At 64.4% G+C, this 23,866-nt stretch carries 25 protein-coding genes, 1 other RNA gene and 1 pseudogene; 15 read left to right on the top strand and 12 right to left on the bottom strand.

What is annotated here, in order from left to right; genetic code table 11:
• Nucleotides 1-151: transposase (locus tag EO170_RS02280; protein ID WP_164740882.1), on the bottom strand; the 151-nt coding region annotated here is incomplete at its 3' end.
• Nucleotides 152-276: 125 nt separating this feature from the next.
• Nucleotides 277-1,863, bottom strand: coding sequence for a thioredoxin family protein (locus tag EO170_RS02275; protein ID WP_126942219.1), 1,587 nt, complete (start codon nt 1,861-1,863; stop codon nt 277-279).
• 437 nt (nt 1,864-2,300) lie between these two features.
• Between EO170_RS02275 and EO170_RS02265 the strand changes: the two are divergent.
• Nucleotides 2,301-2,786, top strand: a pseudogene (locus EO170_RS02265) (HlyD family efflux transporter periplasmic adaptor subunit); the annotation flags it as partial.
• Nucleotides 2,787-3,243: 457 nt separating this feature from the next.
• Nucleotides 3,244-3,420 carry a hypothetical protein gene (locus EO170_RS21415; RefSeq protein WP_164740881.1) on the top strand — a complete coding sequence of 59 codons (177 nt, stop codon included), beginning with the start codon at nt 3,244-3,246 and terminating at the stop codon, nt 3,418-3,420.
• 105 nt (nt 3,421-3,525) lie between these two features.
• On the opposite strand, the gene EO170_RS02260 is transcribed toward EO170_RS21415, so the two are convergent.
• Nucleotides 3,526-3,813: a hypothetical protein gene (locus EO170_RS02260; RefSeq protein WP_164740880.1), complete on the bottom strand. Its 288-nt coding sequence runs from the start codon at nt 3,811-3,813 to the stop codon at nt 3,526-3,528.
• Nucleotides 3,810-4,028 (bottom strand): hypothetical protein, encoded by a 219-nt coding sequence (locus EO170_RS02255; RefSeq protein WP_126942237.1) that lies wholly within the window; start codon nt 4,026-4,028, stop codon nt 3,810-3,812. Before EO170_RS02255 ends, EO170_RS02260 begins: the two co-directional genes overlap by 4 nt.
• 612 nt (nt 4,029-4,640) lie before the next feature.
• Between EO170_RS02255 and EO170_RS02250 the strand changes: the two genes are divergently transcribed.
• Nucleotides 4,641-4,904, top strand: coding sequence for a DUF1778 domain-containing protein (locus tag EO170_RS02250; RefSeq protein WP_104583154.1), 264 nt, complete (start codon nt 4,641-4,643; stop codon nt 4,902-4,904).
• 4 nt (nt 4,905-4,908) lie between these two features.
• Nucleotides 4,909-5,397: a GNAT family N-acetyltransferase gene (locus EO170_RS02245; protein WP_119128238.1), complete on the top strand. Its 489-nt coding sequence runs from the start codon at nt 4,909-4,911 to the stop codon at nt 5,395-5,397.
• 100 nt (nt 5,398-5,497) lie between these two features.
• On the opposite strand, the gene EO170_RS02240 is transcribed toward EO170_RS02245, so the two are convergent.
• On the bottom strand, nt 5,498-6,391 hold the full coding sequence (locus EO170_RS02240; RefSeq protein ID WP_126942213.1) for an NAD(P)/FAD-dependent oxidoreductase: 894 nt from the start codon (nt 6,389-6,391) through the stop codon (nt 5,498-5,500).
• 149 nt (nt 6,392-6,540) lie between these two features.
• On the opposite strand from EO170_RS02240, the gene EO170_RS02235 reads away from it, so the two are divergent.
• A complete protein-coding gene (locus tag EO170_RS02235) occupies nt 6,541-7,188 on the top strand; it encodes a TetR/AcrR family transcriptional regulator (RefSeq protein WP_126942210.1) in 648 nt (215 codons plus the stop codon).
• A gap of 397 nt (nt 7,189-7,585) precedes the next feature.
• Here the strand turns inward: EO170_RS02235 and EO170_RS02230 are convergent, their stop codons facing one another.
• Nucleotides 7,586-8,689 carry an alkene reductase gene (locus EO170_RS02230; RefSeq protein WP_126942206.1) on the bottom strand — a complete coding sequence of 368 codons (1,104 nt, stop codon included), beginning with the start codon at nt 8,687-8,689 and terminating at the stop codon, nt 7,586-7,588.
• Nucleotides 8,690-8,801: 112 nt separating this feature from the next.
• Between EO170_RS02230 and EO170_RS02225 the strand changes: the two genes are divergently transcribed.
• Nucleotides 8,802-9,710: a LysR family transcriptional regulator gene (locus EO170_RS02225; protein ID WP_126942203.1), complete on the top strand. Its 909-nt coding sequence runs from the start codon at nt 8,802-8,804 to the stop codon at nt 9,708-9,710.
• A 66-nt stretch (nt 9,711-9,776) separates the two neighbouring features.
• Here the strand turns inward: EO170_RS02225 and EO170_RS02220 are convergent, their stop codons facing one another.
• Nucleotides 9,777-10,388, bottom strand: a complete 612-nt coding sequence (locus tag EO170_RS02220; protein ID WP_104583160.1) for a TetR/AcrR family transcriptional regulator — start codon at nt 10,386-10,388, stop codon at nt 9,777-9,779.
• Nucleotides 10,389-10,607: 219 nt separating this feature from the next.
• Between EO170_RS02220 and EO170_RS02215 the strand changes: the two genes are divergently transcribed.
• The 5 genes from EO170_RS02215 to EO170_RS02195 all read left to right on the top strand — a co-directional run bounded on the left by EO170_RS02215 (nt 10,608) and on the right by EO170_RS02195 (nt 16,791).
• Nucleotides 10,608-11,819: an MFS transporter gene (locus tag EO170_RS02215; RefSeq protein WP_343134519.1), complete on the top strand. Its 1,212-nt coding sequence runs from the start codon at nt 10,608-10,610 to the stop codon at nt 11,817-11,819.
• Between the two features lie 133 nt (nt 11,820-11,952).
• The gene (locus EO170_RS02210) at nt 11,953-12,165 is read left to right on the top strand and encodes a ParD-like family protein (protein WP_104583161.1); all 213 of its coding nucleotides are present in this window, start codon (nt 11,953-11,955) and stop codon (nt 12,163-12,165) included.
• Nucleotides 12,162-12,938 (top strand): type I methionyl aminopeptidase, encoded by a 777-nt coding sequence (gene map / locus EO170_RS02205; protein WP_126942200.1) that lies wholly within the window; start codon nt 12,162-12,164, stop codon nt 12,936-12,938. Before EO170_RS02210 ends, map begins: the two co-directional genes overlap by 4 nt.
• Nucleotides 12,939-13,105: 167 nt before the next feature.
• Nucleotides 13,106-14,905, top strand: a complete 1,800-nt coding sequence (locus EO170_RS02200) for a chloride channel protein (protein ID WP_126942197.1) — start codon at nt 13,106-13,108, stop codon at nt 14,903-14,905.
• A 407-nt stretch (nt 14,906-15,312) separates the two neighbouring features.
• Complete coding sequence (locus EO170_RS02195; protein ID WP_241239377.1) at nt 15,313-16,791, top strand: SulP family inorganic anion transporter; 1,479 nt, start codon at nt 15,313-15,315, stop codon at nt 16,789-16,791.
• Here the strand turns inward: EO170_RS02195 and EO170_RS02190 are convergent.
• Nucleotides 16,744-16,989, bottom strand: coding sequence for a hypothetical protein (locus EO170_RS02190; RefSeq protein WP_126942194.1), 246 nt, complete (start codon nt 16,987-16,989; stop codon nt 16,744-16,746). The genes EO170_RS02195 and EO170_RS02190 overlap by 48 nt on opposite strands.
• Nucleotides 16,990-17,167: 178 nt before the next feature.
• Here EO170_RS02190 and EO170_RS02185 point away from each other — a divergent pair, with 178 nt between their 5' ends.
• From EO170_RS02185 to EO170_RS02170, 4 genes are all read left to right on the top strand, one after another.
• Entirely contained in the window at nt 17,168-17,377 is a 210-nt protein-coding gene (locus tag EO170_RS02185; protein ID WP_119128246.1) for a hypothetical protein, read from the top strand.
• A 123-nt stretch (nt 17,378-17,500) separates the two neighbouring features.
• Nucleotides 17,501-17,734 carry a DUF1653 domain-containing protein gene (locus EO170_RS02180; protein WP_126942191.1) on the top strand — a complete coding sequence of 78 codons (234 nt, stop codon included), beginning with the start codon at nt 17,501-17,503 and terminating at the stop codon, nt 17,732-17,734.
• Nucleotides 17,735-17,785: 51 nt separating this feature from the next.
• A complete protein-coding gene (locus tag EO170_RS02175; protein WP_126942188.1) occupies nt 17,786-18,124 on the top strand; it encodes a hypothetical protein in 339 nt (112 codons plus the stop codon).
• Between the two features lie 156 nt (nt 18,125-18,280).
• Nucleotides 18,281-18,357: non-coding RNA, sX9 sRNA (locus EO170_RS02170), on the top strand.
• A 40-nt stretch (nt 18,358-18,397) separates the two neighbouring features.
• Here EO170_RS02170 and EO170_RS02165 read toward each other — a convergent pair.
• The 4 genes from EO170_RS02165 to EO170_RS02150 all read right to left on the bottom strand — a co-directional run bounded on the left by EO170_RS02165 (nt 18,398) and on the right by EO170_RS02150 (nt 23,458).
• Nucleotides 18,398-19,135: a DNA/RNA non-specific endonuclease gene (locus EO170_RS02165; RefSeq protein ID WP_104650158.1), complete on the bottom strand. Its 738-nt coding sequence runs from the start codon at nt 19,133-19,135 to the stop codon at nt 18,398-18,400.
• Nucleotides 19,136-19,720: 585 nt separating this feature from the next.
• A complete protein-coding gene (locus tag EO170_RS02160) occupies nt 19,721-21,853 on the bottom strand; it encodes a methyl-accepting chemotaxis protein (RefSeq protein ID WP_126942185.1) in 2,133 nt (710 codons plus the stop codon).
• A complete protein-coding gene (locus EO170_RS02155; RefSeq protein ID WP_104583171.1) occupies nt 21,850-22,278 on the bottom strand; it encodes a substrate-binding domain-containing protein in 429 nt (142 codons plus the stop codon). Before EO170_RS02155 ends, EO170_RS02160 begins: the two co-directional genes overlap by 4 nt.
• Before the next feature lie 10 nt (nt 22,279-22,288).
• A complete protein-coding gene (locus EO170_RS02150; RefSeq protein ID WP_104583172.1) occupies nt 22,289-23,458 on the bottom strand; it encodes a hypothetical protein in 1,170 nt (389 codons plus the stop codon).
• Nucleotides 23,459-23,866 lie beyond the last annotated feature (408 nt).

Here is a 23,866-nt window from a genome sequence, read left to right as displayed (position 1 = left end):
CGGCCTCCATGCCACCGTACTTGGACTTCCAGACGTAGTACGTCGCGTCGGATATACCCAGCTCACGGTACACATCCTTGACCTGGCGCCCGCCCTCCACCTGCTTCAGCGTGGCGACAATCTGGCTGTCGGTGAACTTGCTCTTGCGCATCGTTGGTCTCCTTGGTGGTTAGTGTGCCCGGAGACCTCTAGTTATGGATGGATCAATTTTACGGGGAGTCGACACTGCTACTCGTAGCCATCTTGAAGGCTCGGCAGCGCGGCCCAGTTTCGGGGCTACGCAGCAGGTGCTTTGCCAAGCCAGGCAGCACAGTCGGTCTTGCGGCCACAGGTCACCTGAGCTTTCTGGCGAACGCGTGCCAGAACTGCGGTACCTTGTGCTTGATGCTGTTTGCTCCAGGACTGCAGAGAAGCCCCGACCGGATCGAAGTGTTGTCGGTTATCACGCAGGTAGCCGTCCGTTTGCTCGGCTAGGTCGCCGATGACCTGGGTTGCAACGGCCTCGATCCGGTCAGCGTCATCCGGGCTCAGGCGGATCAGAGTATCCAAGTAGGCCACGCCTCGCTGCACAAGGGTTCCCTGACTACCTGGTGTCTCATAAGCTTTTTTAAACCACGATAGGGCGGACTTGCTGTCGCCGCGCATCTCGGCGAGCTGGCCCAGGTAAGGCATGTAGTAAGAAGGGGTCTTACTGCGACCCAACTCGGCCAGCAGTAAGTGCTCTGCTCCGGTGGTGTCACCCACCTCTACTAGCAGTCCGCCCGCTCGCTCAACGGTCGCCTGACGCTCTTCCGCGGTCTTTGCCGCTGACAACGCCCAACGCACGCGCTCATGGACCGTCTCGACGACGGAGGCGGGTAGGGAGGGCTGTGGTCCACTTGGGTCCGACGTAGCGTTCTTCCCCTGGGCCAGTTGAGCAAGCTCAATAAGGGCGGATGACGTGCTCAACCGATCTACAATGGGTAGCGAGGGGTCCGCGTAGGCCTGGGCCAATGCCCGGTTCAACGCACTGGACAAGGTGGCGCGCTCGCCAGCATCGTTAGCGGCGGAGGCCACCAGCGTCGCGGCACCGGAGTTGAGCAGATGCAGGTTGGCTCGTACGTCCGAGGGGTCGGCAATGACTGTCCGCAGCAGTGTATTTGCGGCCGGTGTCGCAGCTGGCTTCTGCGTAGCAACCAGTACCGCTAACAGCCCGAAGCGCCGTTGCAGATGCGGCTCCGGCGCCGTCTTTGCCAGCTTGGACAGCACTCCAGGCGCATCATTGGGGTCGACGAGCCGGTTGTCTAGCAGCCATCCGTAATTGCTCAGCAAAGCCCATTCGTCGTGCTTCAAGGATGATGGATTCTTTAGTGCCACGTTGAGCAGCTGCTTGGTGCTTATATTGAGCTGGGTGGCCGCGCGGAGGCTTTGGATCAGTTGAGCTGTTGTGTTATCTCCGATAACCCGAGTGATTTCGGTGCCGTCTGGGCGCAACATGACAATGGTCGGGTATCCCTTGACACCGAATCGATCGCCAGCGGACTGTGCTTCTTCCGAGTCTCCATCCAGATGCACCGCCACAAACTGCTGAGTCTGTGCGATAAATGCCTGGTCTTTGAAAGTAGTGACCTTTAGGCGATTGCAGGGAGGGCACCACACTGCACCCCAGTACATCAGGAGCGGCTTACCGGTCTTCCTTGCTTCCTCGAACGCCTTTTCGACATTTCCCTCATGCCATTGGATATTCGCCTGGACGTCAGCTGGTGTAGCCTTGGGTTTCGGGGTTGACACCGATGGCGCTGGCTTTTCGCACGCAGTGAGTGTCGCGAGGATGGCCGAGAGCGTAATCAACACGAGGGGCGACGAACGAAAAGACAATGACATGAGGAGCCTTTGTTAGGAGGAGGCGGCCGAGCGCATGCTCGAGTGGCCTTGAATACACGCAACGTGTGTTTCTGTACTTTCACTTCTTTTGCTTCTGCAAATGCCCTGTAAGGCGAAGTGCTGTCACGCCAGGCGCATCGGTTACGGAGGACACAGCTATGCCAACGTAATTATCCGGCGCCGCCTGCGCCGCACGGCTTGGCTACGAACTGCGGCCTCTCGGAACGAAGGGTCGAGCCGTGCGATGTTTGTCGATAGCGCTGCCGCAGCAAACGAGGGGGCGGACTCAGTAGGTGGCGCGTTGCGTTATAAGGCTGCGCAGGCCTTCGGTGCGCGCTTGCCACAGATGTCGGTAGATGTGTTTGAGCAGGTATCAAATACGCGCTGCCACTGTTCATCGGGTTGTAGCGGCTCAGCACTAGGGTCGATGTCGCGGCACAAGTGATCGCGCTTCCGGAATTGAATGGGCTGCGCTGCGGGCACCGGTAGCTGGCACCGTCCAACAGCTGGCTGTGCATACTGTGGGTGGCGTTGTCGCACCAGCCCAGGAACTTCTGGTCGTCGTACCCAGCGAAGACGCTCTGGAGATCGAGGCCACCGTGCTCAACAAGGGCATCGGCTTCGTGCGGCCGGGTCAGGACTTGATCGTGAAAGTCGATAGCTTTCCATATACCCGCTACGGCTACCTGACCGGCAAGCTAGTTAGCGTCTGCCATGACGCCGTGCAGGACGAACTGCTGGGCCCAGTGTTCCCTGCCCGGGTGAAGCTGGAGCGGGTCGCACTGAACGTCGATAATATACGTGTGCGGTTGAATGCCGGGATGAGCCTTAGCGCAGAGATCAAGACGGGCAAGCGCCGGGTCATCGACTACCTGCCTAGTTGTTTTCAACAGCACACCACTGAATCCCTGCGCGAGCGCTGACACATGCTGACCCTTTCGCTGATCTATGTGGGCATCGTGTTCGGGTCCGGAATGCTCGGCTGCGGATGCCGGGTGCGGGTGGCCGCACATCGCCTGGCAACCTAGTCGATCGACAGCCCTGCGAAGGGCACGCGCTGGACGAATCGATACCTATTCTTCAGCTTCTGGCACCTGTTTGTCTCGCTCTTCTCGCTCGCTTTCATGCTGCCTTTGATGGATCTCCTCATCAACCACGGCGTACCCGGCAGGGCCCTGCCGGGCCTGTATCTGTTGTTGTGCCTGCCGTTGGCCAGCGTCTGCTACTGCATTGACCTGCGGCTTACACGCCGCTGCGATCCCCGGAAGCGGGCAGGGCGGCTGGCGCTTCGCAAGCGCCTGAGAGGGTCTTGATCCTTTCTGGACGTCCACGTGCTTCACGGGTTTCCACCTGAACTCCAACCGCAAGGAACGCGCCGCCATGACCACGTCCAACAAGACCATCTACTTCATCCAGGGCGACCTGGACGCGCCGCCTCCACCAGAAAAGCCGGATTCGCCTGAAGCGATACGCTGGTTCCAGAAGCGTACCTGCTGGAGATATCACACTTTCTGCCTGATCCGGGCAAGTTCCTGGAGAATCCGTGCTGAAACCTGATTAAGTACGGGCCCTTCCTTACACCGGCCCGTTGCATGGCTCCACAGGTGTAGAGGCGGTCCGGGCCGCCGCCCGAGTGTAGGGATTAGCAGGCGTCGCTGCGCTCTAAGCATGCTCGCTCCGATCATCACGGCGCCGGCTGTCGGATTTGCCGCAAGTGAGGACATCAACTGCCGGGTCTTCATGCATGCAGACATGCAACCGGTCCAGCACCACGCTCTGCGCATCGCCGCCTGGCAACACGTCATCAAAGCCGGTGGCTTCGCAGGCGATCAGGACCGGCGGCAGACCGGGTTGCGCGTGGGAATGCAGCATGGCGAGCACATAGCCCTGCATCATTTCGAAGCTGAGGGTGACGCCCGTGCAGACGCGGAACTGTTTGCGCGTGCTCATCGCCGCACCTGCGCATGCAAGGCGTCGACTGCAGCGAGCGCTGCTTCGCAGTCTGCAAACGTAAGGGCGTGGACGGCCTTGCCTGTATTTGCGGGGCGTGCCAACCGGCTCAGCCACGCGGTATGGCTGCATTCGAAGGTATGGGCGATCAGGCCAACATGCTGGGCAATCTGACGCGCCACAGACGCGGGTGTTTCTTGGGTGTCGTAGGACATGTGGATTTCCTCAGGTTTTGGAAATCCGTCACCCCGACGCCAATCCGGGTGACGGACGGTACGCGGTTGGCGTGCCGGCCTGAGGACCGGTGGGCCTTGCGACCCCCGCGCACCGCCCGCCATAAAGCTGGCCGGCATGCGCCCGCGACGATGCGAGCGATAAAAAAGCGCCATGCATCGATCGATGGGCGCTGGTGCGCCTCAGGTTCCGGGACGCCAATCCCGGTCGCCGAATATGCGGCGACGCACGCACCTCGCTCCAGCTCATGGCGCGTGTCAACGAGAAAGCATTGGAGTTGGCAGAGCTCATTTCGAGAAACTCCGGCACTACGTAGGCGTGCCTGACGCTCTTTCGGGCTGGGCGCTGTAGCCGGCGAGCGAGCACACGCGTTGCAGGTCAAGGCAGGCAACCATGTCGTCCAACCTCTGATGCCAGGCACTGGCCAAAGCGCCCGTCTGCTCGCTAGCGGTTGTCACGCGCACCGCCTGTCTGCTGTCTTGTCCAAGCCACCAAGGTCGTTGAAGGTCCACCACGACGCCTGCCTGGGGCGGGGCTGGTTATTTGACACGGGCGGCCTGTACGGTAATATTCCGTACAAATAGGAGCTTGCAATGACCAACGCTGCTGCCCGTCTGGACCTGCGATTGAACCCGGCCGACAAGGCGAGGATTTCCCGTGCCGCCGATCTGCGTGGCGTGCCACTTTCGGCCTTTGTGCGTGATGCGGTCATGCGCGAGGCGGAGAGCGTCATGGCCGCCGAGTTGACAGTGACGTTGTCGGCGGAGGAATCCAAGCGATTCCTGAAAGCCTTGGACGCACCCTTCCAGCCCAATGCCAAGTTGAGGAAGGCGCTCGCCCGCGTCGCGCAGGGCTAAGTGCGTGCCAATCGTTGAGCAACTCCAGCCAGAGCGGCACGACCGCAACGGTTTCAGCTGCGGGGAGTCGACACTGGATGCGTATCTGCGGCGGCAGGCGGTGCAGCATCACAGCGATGGCATCAGCACGACCCATGTCCTGGTGGATGATGAGGTTGCTGGCAACATTCTGGGCTACTACACCTTGTCAGCGGCCCAGCTCTTGCTGACAGCGTTACAGGAGCAGGATCGCAAGCGCCTGCCCAACTACCCGGTGCCCGCGATCCGGATGGGACGCTTGGCGGTTTCATCAGCAGAGCAGGGTAAGGGGCATGGGGATTACCTGCTGGCACATGCGATCGCTCGTTGCTTGAGTCTGCGGGAGCAGTTGGGCGTGCGAGTGCTGCTGGTGGATGCCTTGCATACGAAGGCAGCCGGGTTCTACAAGAGCTACGGATTCCGTGAGGCTGCAGAGAGTGCGCTGACACTGTATCTGCCGTTGGGGACTTCGTAGTCGGGCCCAACGTCGTTGTTGAGACCCTCGGCCGCTGCAATGCGTGGAAGCCGCGATGTGGCAGATCGAAGGTGATGTGCTCGACATTCGTCGGTCTGTCTCAAACCAGCATCGATTGCTGGGCGGCGATACCCGCCGTGGCGCCCTGCCATGATGCAGTGGTGACCGAGGCCATTCCGGGATTGGCGAGGTCGCCTGCGGCGTAGATGCCGGGCATGCTGGTTTCGCGGCGCTCGTCGACCTTGAGCGCGATGCCGGTCGGCGTGTTGACCGTGGCCAGGCCCAGCGATTCGTGCAGGCTTGCCGATGGCGTGGTGCGCGGATGCGCAAACAGGATATCGACCGCAACGTCCGAGCCGTCATCGATGCTGATGGTGGCGCCGTGGTCCCCGAGACGGGCAATCCCGGTCATCCGGCCATCGGCCACAGGCACGTTGCGGCTTGCCAGGTCGGCCCGTAGCTCGGGTGCGATGGCGTGGCCATCGGCAAAGACCGTCAGCCTGTCAGTCCAATCGTGGAACAGCCGGACCTGGTGCATCGACTGCGGGCCGGACCAGACCAGGCCCCAATGTTGCGAGGCGACTTCGAAGCCATCGCAGTAAGGGCAGGGCACGATGGATGTTCCCCAGCTTTCGGCATAGCCCGGCACCGCGGGCATCTGGTCGACAACGCCATAGCTCAGAATCAGGCGACGCGCCTTCAGGCTTTCGTGATCGTCGGTAAGCACGCAGAAATCGTCGATAACGCCTGACACCCGCTCGGCCCGCGCATCGATCAGCCTGATCGTTGGGTAGCGCGTCAGTTGCTGCCGGGCCTCGACCAGGATGTCCAGCGGTGGCTTGTGATCGTGGCCGAGCACGCCGTGCGAGTGTCCGGCAAAGCGGTTACGCGGCCGGCCGGTGTCCAGGACAGTGACCTTGCGGCGGGCACGGCCAAGCTGCAGGGCGGCGGCGAGACCTGCAAAGCTGCCGCCGATGATGATGACGTCATCCATAGGAATAGGTTCCGAGCTGTCAATGAAAGAGGCCGCCGGCCTGGCGAAACGCCTGGAGCTGGAAACGCGCCCGCCTGCGGGTTGCCATTTTTGGTACTGGTTAGTATCCTAAATACAGAATTAGGATACTGTCAAGGACTCAAATTCGAGTGGCCCAGAACAGTCAAAGCCGGCGCGGCCGGCCAACCAATGCGGCGCTTGGTCAAACGATCATCGACGCTGCCTATGCGCTTTTTGTGGAACTGGGCTTCCAGGCGACCACATTGGACAAGGTCGCCCATCGGGCGAAGATCTCCAAGCTCAGCATCTACCGGCACTTCGAGAGCAAGGAGGCGCTGTTCAGCGCGGCCATCGCAGACCGGTGCCACCAATTTGCGCCGCAGATGTTTTCTGAAAGCGTCGACGGCCCGGCTGAAGACCAACTGATGGCCGTTGGATCATCGCTGCTTCGCACCCTGTTGAGCCCGGATGTCCGCAGCGTTGAAGCCATGGTCATGGCCGACAAGACGAACCAGAATTCCTTGAGCAGGCTCCACTACGAGGGCGGCCCCGCGTATGTCATTGCCCAAATCGCGGCGTTGTTACGTCAGTTGCATGAGCGGGCACTGCTGGACGTGCCCGATCCTCTCGGGTCCGCGCGCTTGTTTGCGGCGCTTTTCAAGGGAGCCGACCTGCTGATCATCGCGCGCTTCGATGCGCGGAAAGCAGAAGACAGCCATGAAATCGAGTCCTACTGCCGGTCGGCTGTCGGAATGTTCATCGCCGCCCATGGTGGCAGGCGCCACGCGCCTGGATAGCGTGGTGCTCTGCAGTCGGCTCAGCGATCTGCAGGCGTTTGATTTGAGGTTGGCCGGGAAATTGCCGCGCAATTAGCTGCGGCTGGGCGGTCTTGCCGTCGGCAGCGCATGGTCTTGGTGGTCGTCGTTGCCAGTGTCACGCGCCACCTGGCATTCGGCGCCCGTTGCCCGGCGTTTGTGCGCGCGCTATTGCAGGTCGATGGCGCGCCGCCGGCAATCACGCATGCTGCCAGCGCAAGGGACGACGCGTCACTCGCGTCCACCTCCATGCGCGCTGCAGCCCCGCGCAGGAGCATGCCGCTGCGCGCTGCGATGTCCCATGGAGGCGAGTTCGCAGGGCGCAGCGGCAGCTGCCGGCGGTGCATCGACGCGGTGGATGCGTCTTGTCAGGTTGCGATCAGGTTGCGGCCGGATAGTCGATGTAACCCTCTGCACCGCCGCCGTAGTAGGTGTCGCGATCCGGAGTGGCGAGCGGGACACCTGTCTGCAGGCGGGCGACGAGGTCCGGGTTTGCAATGAAAGGCTGGCCGAACGCGGCCAGGTCGATCACCCCCTGGTCGATCAACCGAGTGGCCCATTCCAGGGTCAATTTGCCCGCAAGGATCACGGTGCCGCCGTAGCTGCGCTTGAACGCTGCGAGGAACGTTTCGCTCATGTCGGGAGAGCCGTTTGCGTGGTTGTCGTTCAGATGCACATACGCAAGCCCGCGCTTGGCCAGTTCTTCGGCCAGGTACAGGTAGCTGGCCTCGCTCTCCGCGTATGCGGGCATGTCGAATTGGCGATTGTTCGGTGCAAGGCGGATTCCCACCTTGCGCGAGCCGATGCGCGCTGCCACCGCATCCACGGTCTCGAGGATGAGCCGCGCCCTGTTCTGCAGCGAGCCGCCGTAGGCGTCGACACGGTCGTTGGTGATCGGGTTGAGGAACTGCTCGAAGAGGTAGCCATTGGCCGCGTGGATCTCGATGCCGTCGAAGCCTGCATCGATCGCGCGTTGGGCCGCCTGTTCGAAATCCCTGACGATGCCCGGCACTTCTTCGGTCTCGAGCGCACGCGCCGGGCTGGGCTCAGCCGTCCCCCGCGTTCCGTCCTCGCGGTAGATGAATGCAAAGCTCTTGGAGCTGGATGCAACCGGGCGCGTGCTCGCGCTCACCGGATCGGCGCCATTGGGCTGTAGCGAGGTATGCGACATGCGGCCCACATGCCACAGCTGGGCGAAGATCTTGCCCTGCCGCGCATGCACTGCATCGGTCACCACCTTCCAGCCGGCAACCTGCTCCTGCGACCAGATGCCGGGCACATCGATGTAGCCCTGGCCTTGCTGCGAGACAGGCGTGCCCTCGCTGACAATCAGGCCTGCACTCGCGCGTTGGCCGTAATACGTGGCCGTCAATGCGTTCGCAACGTACTCCGGATTGCGGGCGCGGGTCATCGGTGCCATCACGATGCGGTTGCTCAGCCGGGTGTCGCCGAGGTCGAAGGGTTGGAAAATCGTTGATGTCATGGGGGGGAGGGTATTTGGTGGGGAGGGCTAAAGAAGGTAAGGTTGACTTCGATGCACATAAAGGTGCCAGGAGTCCCGTCATTGGGGACAACAATTCCCCAACGGAAGTCGGATGATTCCTGTCGAGACACTCAATGGGCTGGTCACCTTCGTCACCGCGGCCCGTTCCAGCACGTTCACCGAGGCGGCCGCGTCGCTGGGGATCTCGCGTTCGGCGGTGGGCAAGGCGATCGCCCGCCTGGAGGCGCGGCTGCGCGTGCGCCTGTTCCATCGCACCACGCGCCGCATCGCGCTCACCGCCGACGGCGAATCCTATTTCGCCGCATGCGCTGCTGCGTTGGAAGAGATCGCTAGTGCAGAAGCCGGCCTGGCCTCGCAGTCGTCATTGCCCGCCGGCCGGCTGCGGGTGGACATGCCCTCGTCTTTCGGCCGCCACGTCATGTTGCCGATCCTGCTCCGCATCGGCGCAGCGCATCCCGACCTCCACTACACGCTCTCCTTCAACGACCATCTGATCGACCCGGCCCAGGAAGGCATCGACCTGACGATCCGGTTTGGCGGACTCGAAAGTTCGGGTGGCCTGGTGGCACGCAAGCTGGGACGCCAGCGCCTGGTGTTATGCGCATCACCCGCGTATCTCGCCGCGCACGGCACTCCTCGCACGATCAAGGACCTGCAGGCGCATCGCAGCGTCGTGGGCTTCCGCAATGGCCAGCCTGTCGGCTGGCGGTTTGGCGGCAAGGTGGCCGACCGCGATTTCGTACCTGAAGGAACGCACCAGTTGAATGACGGGGACGCTGTCATCGACGCTGCGATCGGAGGTCTGGGCATCTGCCAGATGCCGATCTCGCTGGTGCGCCCGCACATCCAGTCGGGCAGCTTGCGTCTCGTCCTGGAAGAGTGCACGGGCTATTGCATCGAAATCTACGCGCTCTGGCCGCGCACGCGCCACTTGCGCCCGAAGGTGCGCTACGTGGTGGACGAGTTGGTGCGGCTTGCTGCGATCGGCACCTTCGACTGAGAAATTCAGCGCAATGCGCGCTGCCGTTCCTGGCCGCTGCGGCGCACAGGTTGAAGCGCGGCCTGCCTAGCCGGCCTGGGCGTCCCAGAACCCCATGAGCTGGGTAATGGCGGCATCCATCGCCTTGAAGCTCATGCCATCCCGGGCGAGCGTGGAGAGCCCGAGCAGGAAGCTGTCGAACACGCAGGTCAGTGCGGCAGCGTCGGCGGCCGGCCCGAGGTCTCCGCTGGCGATGGCGCGGTCCACGCAGGCGCGGATGCCGGCCCGGGTGCGGGCGCGCGAGCGTGTCAGCGGTGCGCACAGTGCCGAGAACTCCGGCGACGGCGCGCTCATCACTCCCAGCGTGACCATGCAGCCTTTCGGGTGGCCGCGCTCGCACTGCATCTTGGCCGAGCGGCGCAGCGCGAGTTCCACCGCCTGTTTCGGGCCGAGCGTGGTGTCCCACAAGCAGTGGGTCACCTTTGCGTAGGTCGCCAGGTAGCGGTCCATGCATTCCCTGAAGAGCGCTTCCTTCGAGCCGAACGCGGCGTAGAAGCTGGGCGCGGTGATGCCTCCGCCAATTGCGGCCTTGAGCTGGCTCAGCGAGGTGGATTCGTAGCCCTGTTCCCAGAACAGGTGAAGCGCCTGCTCGACCGCGGCGTCGCGATCAAAGCTGCGCGGCCTTCCCATTTGCGCCATGGCGCCCTCCGATCTCTACATCAAGACTAGTCGATACAGATATCGTTGACAACGCGGTCGCCGCGCGGATATATATATCGAACGATACAGATCATGGCGTGGTGTTACCGGCCGGCAGGTCTCACGACGACGACCTGCTTTTTTTGGCCTAGATATGTATCGATCAATATAGATGTAGCGAGCCGTGCAGAAATCTCCCTCCCCAACGAAGGACAGCGTGTGACCTCTCCAACTGCATCCACCGCCGGTGCGATCCCGCCGCCATTACCAATCGCCGCCCTGTTGGCGCTGGCCATGACCGGTTTCATCTGCATCGTGACCGAAACGCTGCCGGCAGGGTTGCTGCCGCAACTGTCCGCGGGCCTTGGCATCAGCCCGGCACTGGCCGGGCAGACGGTGACCGCGTACGCGTTGGGTTCGGTGGTGGCTGCCATCCCGCTGACCATTGCGACCCAGCAGTGGCGGCGGCGTAACGTGCTGCTGCTCACCATCGTCGGCTTCCTGTTGTTCAACTCGGTCACCGCACTGTCGAGCAACTACAGCCTGACCCTGGCGGCGCGCTTCTTTGCCGGCGCAGCGGCAGGCCTGGCGTGGAGCCTGCTTGCCGGTTATGCGCGGCGCATGGTGCAGCCGAACCAGCAGGGCAGGGCCATGGCGATTGCGATGGTGGGCACGCCGGTTGCGCTCTCCCTCGGCGTGCCGCTGGGCACCTGGATGGGTGGCCTGCTGGGTTGGCGGAGCGCGTTTGCCGCGATGTCCGGATTGACGCTGATCCTGATCGTGTGGGTGCTGCTGAAAGTGCCCGACTACCCGGGCCAGTCGGCAGCGCAGCGGGTGCCGCTGCGCAAGGTGCTTGGCACGCCGGGCGTGCGTCCCGTGCTCGCCACGGTGATGGCGTGGATGCTGGCCCACAACATCCTGTACACCTATGTGGCGCCGTTCGCCGCACACGCTGGGCTGGGACATCGCGTGGACGTGTTGCTGCTGATCTTCGGCGTTGCGGCACTGGCTGGCATCGGCGTGGCAGCAAGGCTGGTGGAGCAGCATCTGCGTGGCACGGTGTTGGTGTCGTTGGCAACGTTCCTCGCGATCTCGGTGGTGCTGGCATTCCTGCAGGACGTGCAACCTGTGGTCTACGTATGTGTGGCGATATGGGGGCTGACCTTCGGCGGTGCGGCGACCCTGCTGCAGACGGCACTTGCCGACAGCGCAGGCGAAGGCGCCGATGTGGCGCTATCGCTCAATGTGGTGGCCTGGAACAGCGTCATCGCCGGCGGTGGCGTGGTGGGCGGCGTGCTGCTGGACCACTGGGGCGCGCGGACCTTCCCGGTTGCCATGGCCTTGCTGCTGGCCATCGGATGGTTGATTGCATGGCGTGCCAGACGCCATGGGTTTGCCGCGGGCGCACGCTCGCCGGTTGCCGGCCACTAGCGCTCCGTTCCCGGTTTCCTTCCCGGCTGCGTTCGCTTGGCATACCCCGAGCGCAGCCGAGGGCATGTACCGGCGTTTGTGCGCGGATATGCGTTTCATATACGATTCGTATATTCCTGACATTGGAGCTTGCATGGGCATCGTCAATATCGATGACGAACTGCACGATCAGCTACGTCGCGCGTGCACGGTGACCAGCCGGTCGATCAATGCGCAGGCCACGTTCTGGATCAAGGTCGGCATGCTGTGCGAGATGCATCCGGAGTTGTCGTTTCAGCAGATCGTGGCGCAGCAGCTGCGGGCGGCGGGCGTACGGCCGCCATCCTTGAAACCGGCGCGGGCATGATCAAGCAGCCGGCGGAGATCGCGTTGCTGGCCACCGCCGGTGCGTTGCTGGCGCAGGTGTTCCATGCGCTGGATCGGCTGCCGCTGGCAGGCCGCAGCACGCTGGAACTCAACGACTTCGTCGAGCGGATGATTGTCGATGAGCTGGACGCGCGGCCGGCCAGCAAGGGGCAGTACGGCTTTCCCTTCGTGCTCAATGCCTCGATCGACGATGTGGTGTGCCACGGCGTGCCATCGGCTGCGGACGTGCTGCGCAACGGGCAGATCGTCAATCTGGATATCACGCTGGAAAAGAACGGCTATATCGCCGACTCCAGCACGACGTACCTGGTGGGCGAGGTGGCGTATCCGGCGCGGCGGTTGGTGCGGGCTGCCTATCAGGCGATGTGGAAGGGGATTGCCGCGGTACGTCCGGGCGCCCGGCTGGGCGATATCGGTCATGCGATTGCGCGGCATGCGCGCGAGCAGGGCTATGGCGTGGTGAAGGAATATTGCGGGCATGGCATCGGCCGGCAGATGCATGAGGAGCCGCAGATCCTGCACTACGGGCATGCCGGCACCGGGATGCCGCTGCAGGAAGGCATGGTGTTCACCATCGAGCCGATACTCAACCAGGGCAGAGCGGCGATCCGCGCCGAGCCGGATCACTGGCCGGTGCGTACGCGCGATGGCACGTTGTCGGCGCAGTTCGAGCACACCGTGGCGGTGACGCGTACCGGTGTGCGTGTGCTGACCTTGCGCCCCGGGGAAACGCCGCTGTGTGCGCTGGGGTGAGCGCGCCGTCCCCCGGCGCGTGGCCGGCGCCCGCTGCGCCGCCGTGTTCGTTGCGTGCCCTGCCGCGGCCAGACTGCGGCAGGTCAGCCAGGTTGCTGCACACTAGGCCACATCGCTGACGTCTCCCCGCGCGCCGGCACCCTGATCCGGCGGAGCGCTGGTCTTCCATGCAGCCACTTCCTCACAACCCCACGCATGTCGTGCACCCGGCAGTCGCATCCTGGCGCCGGCCGCTGGAGTGGTTGCGCCGGCAGTTGCGCGCCAACGATCTGTGGTTCATCGGGCTGGCAGCCGTGGTGGGGCTGATCGCGGCGGCACTGATGGTGGTGCAGGCCGGTATTGCGCATGCGCTGCAGGCCTGGCTGTACGCGCTCGCGCCGGGCGAGCGGCTCAGCACCGCCGAAGCGATCACCGCCACCCAGTTGCTGGTGTTGCCATTGGGCGGCCTGCTGGTGGGCCTAGTGGCCTTGCTGGCGCGGCGGCGCAAGCGACCGCTGGTGGATGCGGTGGAAGCCAATGCCCTGCACGGCGGGCGGATGTCGATGCGCGACAACCTGATCGTTGCGGTGCAGACGCTGCTGTCCAACGGCGTTGGTGCATCGGTGGGGCTGGAGGCGACCTATACGCAGATGGGCGCGGGCGCCGGTTCGCAGCTGGGCCGTGTGTTGCGGGTCCGCCGGGCCGACATGCGCACGCTGGTCGGTGCCGGTGCGGCCGGCGCGATCGCCGGTGCATTCGGGGCGCCGCTGGCCGGTGCGTTCTACGCGTTCGAGATCGTGATCGGCGCCTACACGCCCTCGGCGCTTGCGCCGGTGGCCGCAGCGGCATTGGCCGGCGCGTTCATGGCCAACGCGCTCGGTGCCGCGCCGTATTCGTTGCCGGCGGCGGTGGCCTATCAATTGCAGCCGCGCGACTATGCGATCTACATTGCGCTGGGGCTGACCTGCGCGTTGATCGGCATCGCGGTGATGCGGCTGGTGGCCGGTATCGAACGCGCCGTGGGGCGGATCGCGCTGCCGATCTGGGGCCGCCCGGTGGTAGGCGGGTTGCTGCTGATTCCGCTGGCGATGTATTCGCCGCAGGTGCTGTCGTCGGGGCATGGCGCCCTGCACCTGGACCTGACCAGCAGCAGCACGCTGCAGGTGTTGGCCGGTGTGCTGGTGCTCAAATGCATCGCGTCGGGCATCTCGCTGGGTTTCGGCTTCCGCGGCGGCCTGTTCTTCGCTTCGCTGTTCATGGGCTCGCTGGTGGGCAGCCTGTTTGCGGTGTTCCTGAACCTGCTGGTCGGCGCCGCGGCGGTGGATATCACCAGCGCCTCGTTGGTGGGCATGGCCGCGTTGGCGGCAGCCATTGTCGGTGCGCCGATGACGATGGCCATGTTGATCCTGGAAGGCACGCACGACTTTGTGCTGGCGAGCGCGGTGATGGTGGCGGTGCTGGTGGCCAACACCGTGGTGCGCCAGGTGTTCGGCTATTCGTTCTCCACCTGGCGCCTGCATCTGCGTGGCGAGAACATCCGCAGCGCACGCGACGTGGGGTGGGTGCGCAATCTGTCGGCCGGCAAGATGATGCGCAAGGATGCCAACCATACCGCGCACGACACCACGGTGAGCGAGTTTCGCCGGCGGTTTCCATTGGGGTCCACCCAGCGCGTGGTGCTGGAAGACGCCGCCGGCCATTACGCCGGTGTGGTGCCGCTGGCGGTGCTGTATGCGGACAACGTGCAGGCCGATGCGCCGGTGAGCGACTACGCCAGCCACCGCGACGCGGCATTGCTGGCAGACACCGACATCGTGGCGGTGATGAAGGTCTTCGACGCCACGCAGGCCGATGAGCTGGCGGTGATCGATGCACAACGCAAGGTGCTGGGCGTGTTGTCGGAAGGCTTCGTGCGCAAGCGCTATGCCGAAGAACTGGAAAAGCGCGAACGCGAACTGATGGGCGAGCGTGTGCTCGGCGACGACTGAGCCACGCGCTGCCGGCAGCGGCTGAAGCGACGGGGCGCATGCTGGCCCGGTAGATCTACCGCGTGCAGAAGGTGTCTTACGCAACGCCCTGCGCCCGCGACGCATGCAGCTTGCCCTCGCCAGCGGCAGCATGCGATGCCAGCACGCAGCTTCCAGCGGCCTGTGCGTTGATGTTGCTCATGCATTGGCAGCGTTGCTCGGCTCGACGCGCGTGCGCAGCAGCGCGCCGTCGGGTTGTGCAGACCGACCTCAGCGCGTTAGCATGCAGCTTCGTCCAGAGCGATTTCCTCCGACACATGACACCACCCTGACCTAAGGCATCACGCGCTCGCAGTTGCTGCGAAGGTCCAGGTGTTTGACGTTCATGTATTCGCGCCGTGTGTTTGCCGGTGCGCGGAGTCGTTTCAATGTCCAGAGTTTTCTCGTTGCGCCAGCAATGGCTCGGCAACGTGCGTGGCGATGTGCTCGCCGGCATCGTGGTCGCGCTTGCGCTGATTCCCGAAGCCATTGCCTTTTCGATCATTGCCGGCGTCGACCCCAAGGTCGGGCTGTACGCGGCGTTCTGCATTGCGGTGGTGACCTCGATCGCCGGTGGCCGGCCCGGGATGATTTCTGCCGCCACCGGCGCAATGGCGTTGTTGATGGTGGACCTGGTCAGGGAACACGGGCTGCAGTATCTGCTGGCGGCCACCGTGCTGGCCGGCGTGCTGCAGCTGATCGCGGCGGCATTGCGCCTGGGTGCATTGATGCGCTTTGTCTCGCGCTCGGTGATCACCGGCTTCGTCAATGCGTTGGCGATCCTGATCTTCCTGGCGCAGCTGCCGGAGCTGGTCGGCATGCCATGGCCGGTGCATGCGGTGTGTGCGGCGGGCCTGGCCATCATCTATCTGCTGCCGCGCTTCACCACGGCGATTCCCTCGCCGCTGGTCGCCATCGTGGTGCTGACGGCGGTGTGCGCGTATTGGCACATCGACATCCGCAACGTGGGCGACATGGGCCGTCTGCCCGACAGCTTGCCGGTGTTCCTGCTGCCGGACGTGCCGCTGACGTGGGACAGCGTGCGCATCCTGCTGCCGGTGTCGACGACGCTGGCCGTGGTGGGCCTGCTGGAGTCGTTGATGACCGCACAGATTGTCGAAGACCTCACCGACACCCCGTCGCAGCGCAACCGCGAATGCGCAGGCCAGGGACTGGCGAACCTGCTGGCCGGGTGCTTCGGTGGCATGGCCGGCTGCGCGATGATCGGGCAATCGGTGATCAACGTGCGCTCGGGCGGACGCGGGCGCCTGTCGTGCCTGGTGGCCGGCGTCGTCCTGCTGTTGATGGTGGTGTATGGCGCGCCCTGGGTGCGCCAGATTCCGATGGCGGCACTGGTGGCGGTGATGATCATGGTCAGCATCGGCACCTTCAGCTGGGGCTCGCTACGCGATCTGCGCACGCACCCGGGGAGTTCGTCGGTGGTGATGCTGGGCACCGTCGTGGTCACGGTGTGGACGCACGATCTGGCCCGCGGCGTGCTGGCCGGGGTGCTGCTGTCGGCGTTGTTCTTTGCGCGAAAGGTCGGGCGCATGTTGCAGGTGCAGGCCAGCGAGCGTGACGACGGAGTGCGCGTGTATGCGGTGCGCGGCCAGGTGTTCTTTGCATCGGCCGGGCAGTTCGTGGCCAGCTTCGATTTCCCGGGCACGCCGCCCAAGGTGCTGATCGATCTGAGCCACGCGCACTTCTGGGACATCAGCGCGGTGGCGGCGCTGGATCGGGTGGTGCTCAAGCTGCGCGCGCACGGCGCCGAGGTCGAGGTGATCGGCGTGAATCAGGCCAGCGACACGCTGATCGACACCCTAGGAACCCATCGGCGCAATGGCGCGCGCCTGCAGCTGGGGCACTGAGTTCTGCTGCTCGTGCGCGGCCCGCTCGACCACTGGCGCGGCCGTGTGGCGTGCATGTTCGTCCAGCAACGCGGACAGGCGACGGTGGCAGTCGCGGAAGGCCAGCGCGGAGGCCGGCATGTCGCAGGCATCGAAGGTGCTGGCCTCGGCTTTCCAGGCGGCGAGCAGGTTTTCCAGGTTGCGGATCAAGCTCGGCATGCGGGTGACTCCGTGGGCGTTTTCATCAGTACGGCCACAGGCACCGGCCGGATGCGGTGGCGCTCGCTCGGCTCAGGCGTGGCCGGCATGGGCTGCGCTGCGATCGTGCAGGACACACGTGCACGTCACATCGGCGGGAGGAGGGTGGCCGTGCGGTCTTTTACCGCTGGAGCTGACCATGAGCAACGACGAAAACGGCAATCGCGGCGTGGACGATCCGACCCCGCCCAATGGCGTCAAGGCGCCGGGCAGGGACACTGCGCCAATCCAGGAAGGGCCTGCGCAGGACAGCGAGATCGATGACGACGATGGCATCGAGGACCCGGTGGAGGACGATAGCGACCTGGGCGATGAAGACGAAGAGGACGAAGAGGACGACGACCAGTAAGCACGTCGCGGCGTTGTCCGCGCCGTGCATCGGTGACACCCGCATGCCGCCGGTTGCGCGGCATGTGCTGGCTGTCGTGGGCCGGGCTGCCTAGACTTGGGGGCTGCCCATCCTGTGACATCCATGGACACCCCTCTGTCGCCATTACCCAGCATCACGTTGGGCCAGTACCGCCACTTCAAGGGCGGCCGTTATGACGTGCTCGGCGTCGTGCGCTGCAGCGAGACGCTGGTCCCGCTGGTGCTCTACCGCCCGTTGGACAGCGACGTCGGTCTGTGGGTGCGGCCGTATGCGATGTTCGTCGCGCAGGTCGAGGTGGACGGCGTTGCGCGTCCCCGCTTTGCGCGGGTCGAGTAGGCGCGGCTTGGCCCGCCCGACGCTACAGGGTTGTTTGCGAGTGCGTTGGCAATGACGGCCGCCGCTGCGCCCGTCACCACGCCCGATGGCCGGTATCTGATCGTACGTGGCCGGCTCTGGCGTACCGCCAACCCGCATCTGCGCGAAGACGTGCGTGCCGGGCTGGTCGGCGCGTTGATGGATGCGCGGCGCGCGGTCAAGGCGGCCAGGCGCGATGACGATGCCGGGCGGCTGGCCGCGGCGCGCGCGGCGGTGGACCGTGCCAAGACGGCGCTGGGAGAGCGCGGCCCGGTGTGGTGGAGCGATGGCGCGAAGGACTTCAATCGGCATCTGGTCAAGAACACGCCCTACGCGGACTGGTTTGCGGCGCTTGCCGCGCCCGAAGCCTGAGTGCGCGTTGCGGCGGGCCATGCGTGGCGCTGCCTGCAACGACAAGGCCCGGGAATCCCGGGCCTTGTCTGCTGGATCACACGCCCCCTATGGAGCGCGGCTGGCCAGGCTGCTGCGCTCAGCGCCAGGCGGGCACGGCCGGTGCCCGGCATCGGCAAGGGCCATGCGGACACTCCGGTTCCGGGCGCGCCGTCCGCACCCACCTGACGACTGCTCGCAACATGGCGTCAGCCGCTGTTGATCGACGCGGCGAGAGACGCGCGCAGCCCGCGCTCAGCCCAGGTCGCAATTGCTCGGCTGCGGCCAGGTGGTGGCGGGCAGCATGGCCTTGACGTCGGCCGGTGCGGTGATGCCGATGGTGCTGGCGCCGTAGAGGTCTTCCAGTTCGTCGATGCTGACGATGTAGCTGTCCAGCGAACCGAGGTTGGCGCTGTTGGGAATCAGCCAGCTGATCGCGCGGGTGCCGCCGCCGGGGTTGGCGGTGATGATCGTCTTCCAGAAGAAATCCGGGGTGCGGATGCCGTGGCTGCTCAGGAAGTAATCGTTGGTGGTGTCGCTGTAGATCACTCCGCCGTAGACCTGCACGCTGGCGATGTCGCGGTAACACTCGGCCACGTTTTCCGCGCGCACCCAGATGCCCTGATTGAAGCTGGCCACCTGCGGCACGATGTTGGACATGAGGTTGGCGCGACGAATGTAGGTCGCGTTGTAGTCCATGTGGTTGGAGGTCACCAGGTGGCCGCGATCGTAGCCGGTGCGTACGCTGGCGTAGGAAGCGGTGGAGGTCTGGCCGGCGCAGCCGCTGGGCAGTTCGGTATCCAGATTGAAGCTGGACGGACGCGCCGCCGAGCCGGTATCGGCCTGCAGGACATACTCATAGCGCAACGCGGTGTGGTTGGTGCAGTCGTAGCGCAAGGTATAGCCCCCCTTGTTGAGGGTGACGACCTGGGCGTTTGCACTGGCACTGGCAGCGGTGAAGAGCAGGACGGCGAAGAAAGTCCGGAAGCGCATGGGTGTGAATCTCCTGGAAATCGATCGGACGCACGAGGCAACCGCCGGCTGCCGGGGGGCAGATCGACGCTCAGCGGAACGCGCGCTGGATGGGGGACAGTTGGCTCGGTGTTCAGCGAGCGCGACAGCTATCGCACGCAAATGTTGCTTGGTGGTGACGTAGCCGTGAGGACTGTGCGGTCGCGCCACTTTTTTCCGCAGAACTGTGATCTATTTTGCGCATTGTTCGGCATATGGCCCGGCAGTCGATAATCACCGGGGTATGCATGGAGCGCGCGGACGCGCCTTCCGAACCGGACTTTTGCGATGGCGTGCCGTTGCGCCATCGGCAAAGCGCGGTCGCGGGTGTCCGACAACCCCGCATGTCCAGGTCGGGGTAAGCCAGCGCTGGCTGGCAGGTGGAGCACGCCGGGAGCGACGTCGGGACACCGCACCGATCGTCCTCGGTGCGCCATGCGCGTGGCGCTACCTGAAACGACGCCGGATCACCCCCGTGTCTGCCGCCTGGGAATACAGGAACCCCCCTTCTGCAGTCCATGCAGAAGAGGGGCGTCGGGGACATCGCGGGACGATCCGGTCGATCGCCTATGCGGCGTCTCGTTCCAGCTGCTGCGCGCCGGCAGGCTCCAGCTGGAACAACGAGACCAACTGGGTCAGGGTGCTGGACTGCTTCTCCATCGCCCGGGCCGCAGCCATGGCCTCTTCCACCAGCGCTGCATTCTGCTGGGTGGTTTCGTCCATCTGGATCACCGTCTGGTTGACCTGTTCGATACCGGCCGACTGTTCGCTGGAGGCAGCGGTGATCTGGCCCATGATGTCGGTGACCCGGTTCACGCTGGCGACGATCTCGGTCATGGTGGTGCCGGCCTTGTGTACCAGCACCGAGCCCTCGGCCACCTTGGCCACCGAGGCGTCGATCAGCTCCTTGATCTCCCTGGCTGCAGCGGACGAGCGCTGGGCGAGCGTGCGCACTTCCGAGGCCACCACTGCAAATCCACGGCCCTGTTCGCCGGCACGCGCCGCTTCCACGGCCGCGTTCAGGGCCAGGATATTGGTCTGGAAGGCGATGCCATCGATGACGGAAATGATCTCGGCGATCTTCTTCGATGAGGTTTCGATGCCCGACATGGTGCCGACCACCTGGCTGACCACCTCGCCGCCCTTCGAAGCCACACTGGCCGCACTGCGTGCCAGCTCGTTGGCCTGCAGCGCATGTTCGGCGTTCTGCCTGACGGTGGAGGTGAGCTCCTCCATCGAGGCGGCGGTCTCTTCCAGATTGGCTGCCTGCTGTTCGGTACGCCGCGACAGGTCCTGATTGCCGGCGGCAATTTCGCCGGCAGCGGTGTCGATCTCGGACGAGGAGTGCTGGATACGCCCGACGATGTCGGTCAGGCGGTCCACCGTGGTGTTGGCATCGTCGCGCATGCGCGCAAACACGCCGGCAAAGTCGCCGTGCATGCGCGTGGTCAGATCGCCGCCGGCAATCGCCTGCAACACCTGCGACACCGCACCCAGGCTCTTGTCCGAGCTGCCCATCAGGTGATTGAGGTCCACCACGATCTGGCGGAAGTCATGCTCGAACGCGGTCTCGTCGCCACGTGCGCTGAAGTCGCCCGCGGCTGCGGCCGATGCCAGCCGCTTGATCTCGCCGTTGATCGACAGCAGGCTGGCCCGCACATCGTTGATCGATTGACTGATCACCGCCTTCTCGCCCGGCAACGGCTCCAGCTGCTGCGACAGGTCGCCGGCGGCATAGCGTTCGGTCAATGCGACGATCTGCATCGTCACCGCGATATGGCTGGACACCAGCGCATTGCTGGCACGCACCATGCTGCCGAATTCGCCGGGGAATTCGTGCTCGGCGATGCGGTGACTGACCATGCCGGCCTCGTGCCTGTCGCCCATCTCGGTCTGCGCCTGGATCACCCGACGCAGCTGGCGCTGCATGCTGTCCATCGCCTGCAGCAGCTGGCCGACCTCGTCGTTGCGGTCGATCGAGATGCTGTTGTCCAGCTTGCCCGAGGACACCGCATGCGCAATGCCCACCGCACGGTTCAGTGGTTGGGTGATGGCGCGTGCCACGATCCAGCCGAAGGCGATGCACAGCACCGCACCGACCACACCCAGCACCAGCCCGCCGAGGCTTGCCGCCACCGAGCTGTCCACCGCTTCCTGCACGGTGCCGCGGAAGCGGGCATCGGCGCGCTTCTGCATGGCGGTCAGGGTGGTGCGATAGGTCTCCAGTGCCGGCGCCATGGCGCTCATCTGCGCCGCGTCGGGTTCGCGCTGCTCCACGAACGCGGCGGCCACGCCCTGGGCCAGGGCGTAGTAGTCGTCGAACTGCTTGCCCAGCCGGGCAAGCTCCCTGGCATTGGCCGGATCGGCCTTCTGCAGTTTCACGTAGGAAGCGTGGATCTCTTCGGCCACCGGCTTGGTGGCCGCCAACATGTCGGCATCGCCGGCGGCAGCGGCGCCGTTGAGCCCGTTGATGAGCTTGTCCAGCGCAGCCACGTTGCGTGTCATGGCGTCGAGCAACGGAAAATGCACGTCGCGTACCGCTTCCAGGCGGTCGTTGTTGCGGTGGAACACCAGCGTACTGAAGGCCACATAGCTCGATAGGCAAAGGATCGCCACCGCGGCCGGCATCAGGATTTTCCAGAACAACGGTAGCGACAGGATGCGTCTCATGACGTGAGTCTCGAGCAGGGGGCGGGTCACGGCTTCAGGACGACCTTGACGCTGGGGTCGACTGCGCTGGCACTGATGTAGCCGATGGCGCCCGGCGTGGCGGCGACGGCCTTCTTGACCGCGTCGTCGCCGCTGACACGCTTGGGACGCTGCGCCTTGCCTGTGAACATCAGCTGCGACCAGTACGACTTCAGCTGCGCCGAATCGCGCGAAGCGACTTTCTTGTAGAACTCATCGCGGGTGGCCACGCCTTCTTCCTGGTCGATCGGCACCGCTGCGCCGCCACCGGGCAGGCTGCTGGATTTGGCCAGGAAGATCTGCGACACCTGCGCGGCGCTGAGGCTGTCCGGGCCGCCCTTTGCCGCCATCACCACCACGACATCGGCATTGGCGCAGAACGCGGTCAGCGACAACGCGGCAAGCAGCGAGACTGCAAAACACTTGGAAATGGTCATGGGGGCTCTCTTAGAACACGAAGTCGACGGAGGCCGACAGCAGGTTGTAGCTGCCGCCCGGACGGAAGCCCGGCTGGATGTTGTTCAACGATCCGAACGAACCCGCGTTGTTGTTGATGTGGCTGGCCTGCAGCTTGAACGCAACGCTCTCACGCGCATCCCAACGCAGCGCGGCGGTGAAGCTGTGACGGCCGCTCTCGGCCTGCGCCAGTGCGCGCGTCATCACGCCGACCGGATCCTGGCCGGGCGCGATGCTCGGGCCCTTGCGATCGACGTTGGCATAGGTGATCGATGGCGTCAGCGTGCCGAAGCGCCCGCCGACACTGAGATAGCCGGAGGTGGTCTTGCCGTTGAGCGAAGGCGAGTAATCGGCGCGGATCACTTCGCTGCGCAGGAACCAGTTGCCCGGATCGTAGGCGTAACCCACGCTGGCAAAGCTGCCGTCCACGCCATAGGTGGTCAGGCGATCGGCCAGCGCGGGATTGATGCGCTGATAGGCCGAGAACAGGCGATCCAGCGACGGTGTGTCGAAGGTGCTGGTGCCGACGATGTAGCCGGCACGGAAGGTGGATGCGCCCGATTCCAGGCCGATGGCCAGACCGCGCAGCGCGTCCACGTCGGCCTTCTTGGAGTCGATGCGGCCATAGAAGCCCTGCACGCTGACCACGCTCTGCCCGGCGTTGATGGTGTAGACGCCTTCCACGCCGTCCATCGGCAGCAGATAGTTGTAGACCTCGTACGGCGGACGCACCCACGGCGTGGCGTAGCCGACGCGCTGGTATTCGGACAGCATGTACAGCGGCGCGGTGATGCGCCCCAGGCGCGCGGCGAACTGCGGGCCGAACTGATACTTCACGTGGGCCAGGGTGACCTTCGGCGTGTAATCGGCACGCTCGGCGTATTCGCTGGTCACCTGCAGCACGCCGGTGAACTTCTCGGTGAAGTTGGCGTTGACCTGGCCGGCAATGCGCGAGTCCGGGCGTGCCGAGGTGGAGTGACTGGCGCCGGCACCTTCCACGGTCTGGATGTCGGGCGTGAAGTCGGCCTGGTCCTCGGTCGAATGCACCACACCCAGCGTGCCGAAGCCGCTGAAGGAAAACATCGCGTCCTGCTGCGCGTAGGCGCAGGTCGACGATGCCAGGGCGATGGCGCCACTGAGAAGCTTGACGGTCAATTTCATTGAAATCTCGGCTGGGTGGGTGATGGACGCAGCACCATCGATGGCGCGCGGGCAAAAACGGAGATGGGCGCCGTGACGCCCTGGAATGCGGTAGCGGCCGTCTGCATCGTTGCTTTAGCAGGATTTTTACAATCGGGATTGGCCGGTTAAGAATCCAACGCGCGCAAAAAAAGCGGGCGATAGTTTTGCTCTATCGAGGCAATTGATTGGCGCGTTTAAAACAGCAGACGTGACTATCTACGGACATAATCGTCCGCGTCGGTGGAACCCAGTGAGTGACACCAGCCACAGTGCGTTTTAGGCGGAAGAAACCGGCATTTGCCCCCTTCGGAGCGCGTGCGTGTGCAAAAAACAAACGCCACGCACTGGCAGGCCAGGCGTGGCGTTGTTGAGTTATTCCGGGCAAAC

Source organism: Xanthomonas sp. BRIP62409 (assembly GCF_003992965.1).
Classification (GTDB): domain Bacteria; phylum Pseudomonadota; class Gammaproteobacteria; order Xanthomonadales; family Xanthomonadaceae; genus Xanthomonas; species Xanthomonas euroxanthea.
This window is presented reverse-complemented; position numbering and strand designations above follow the sequence as displayed.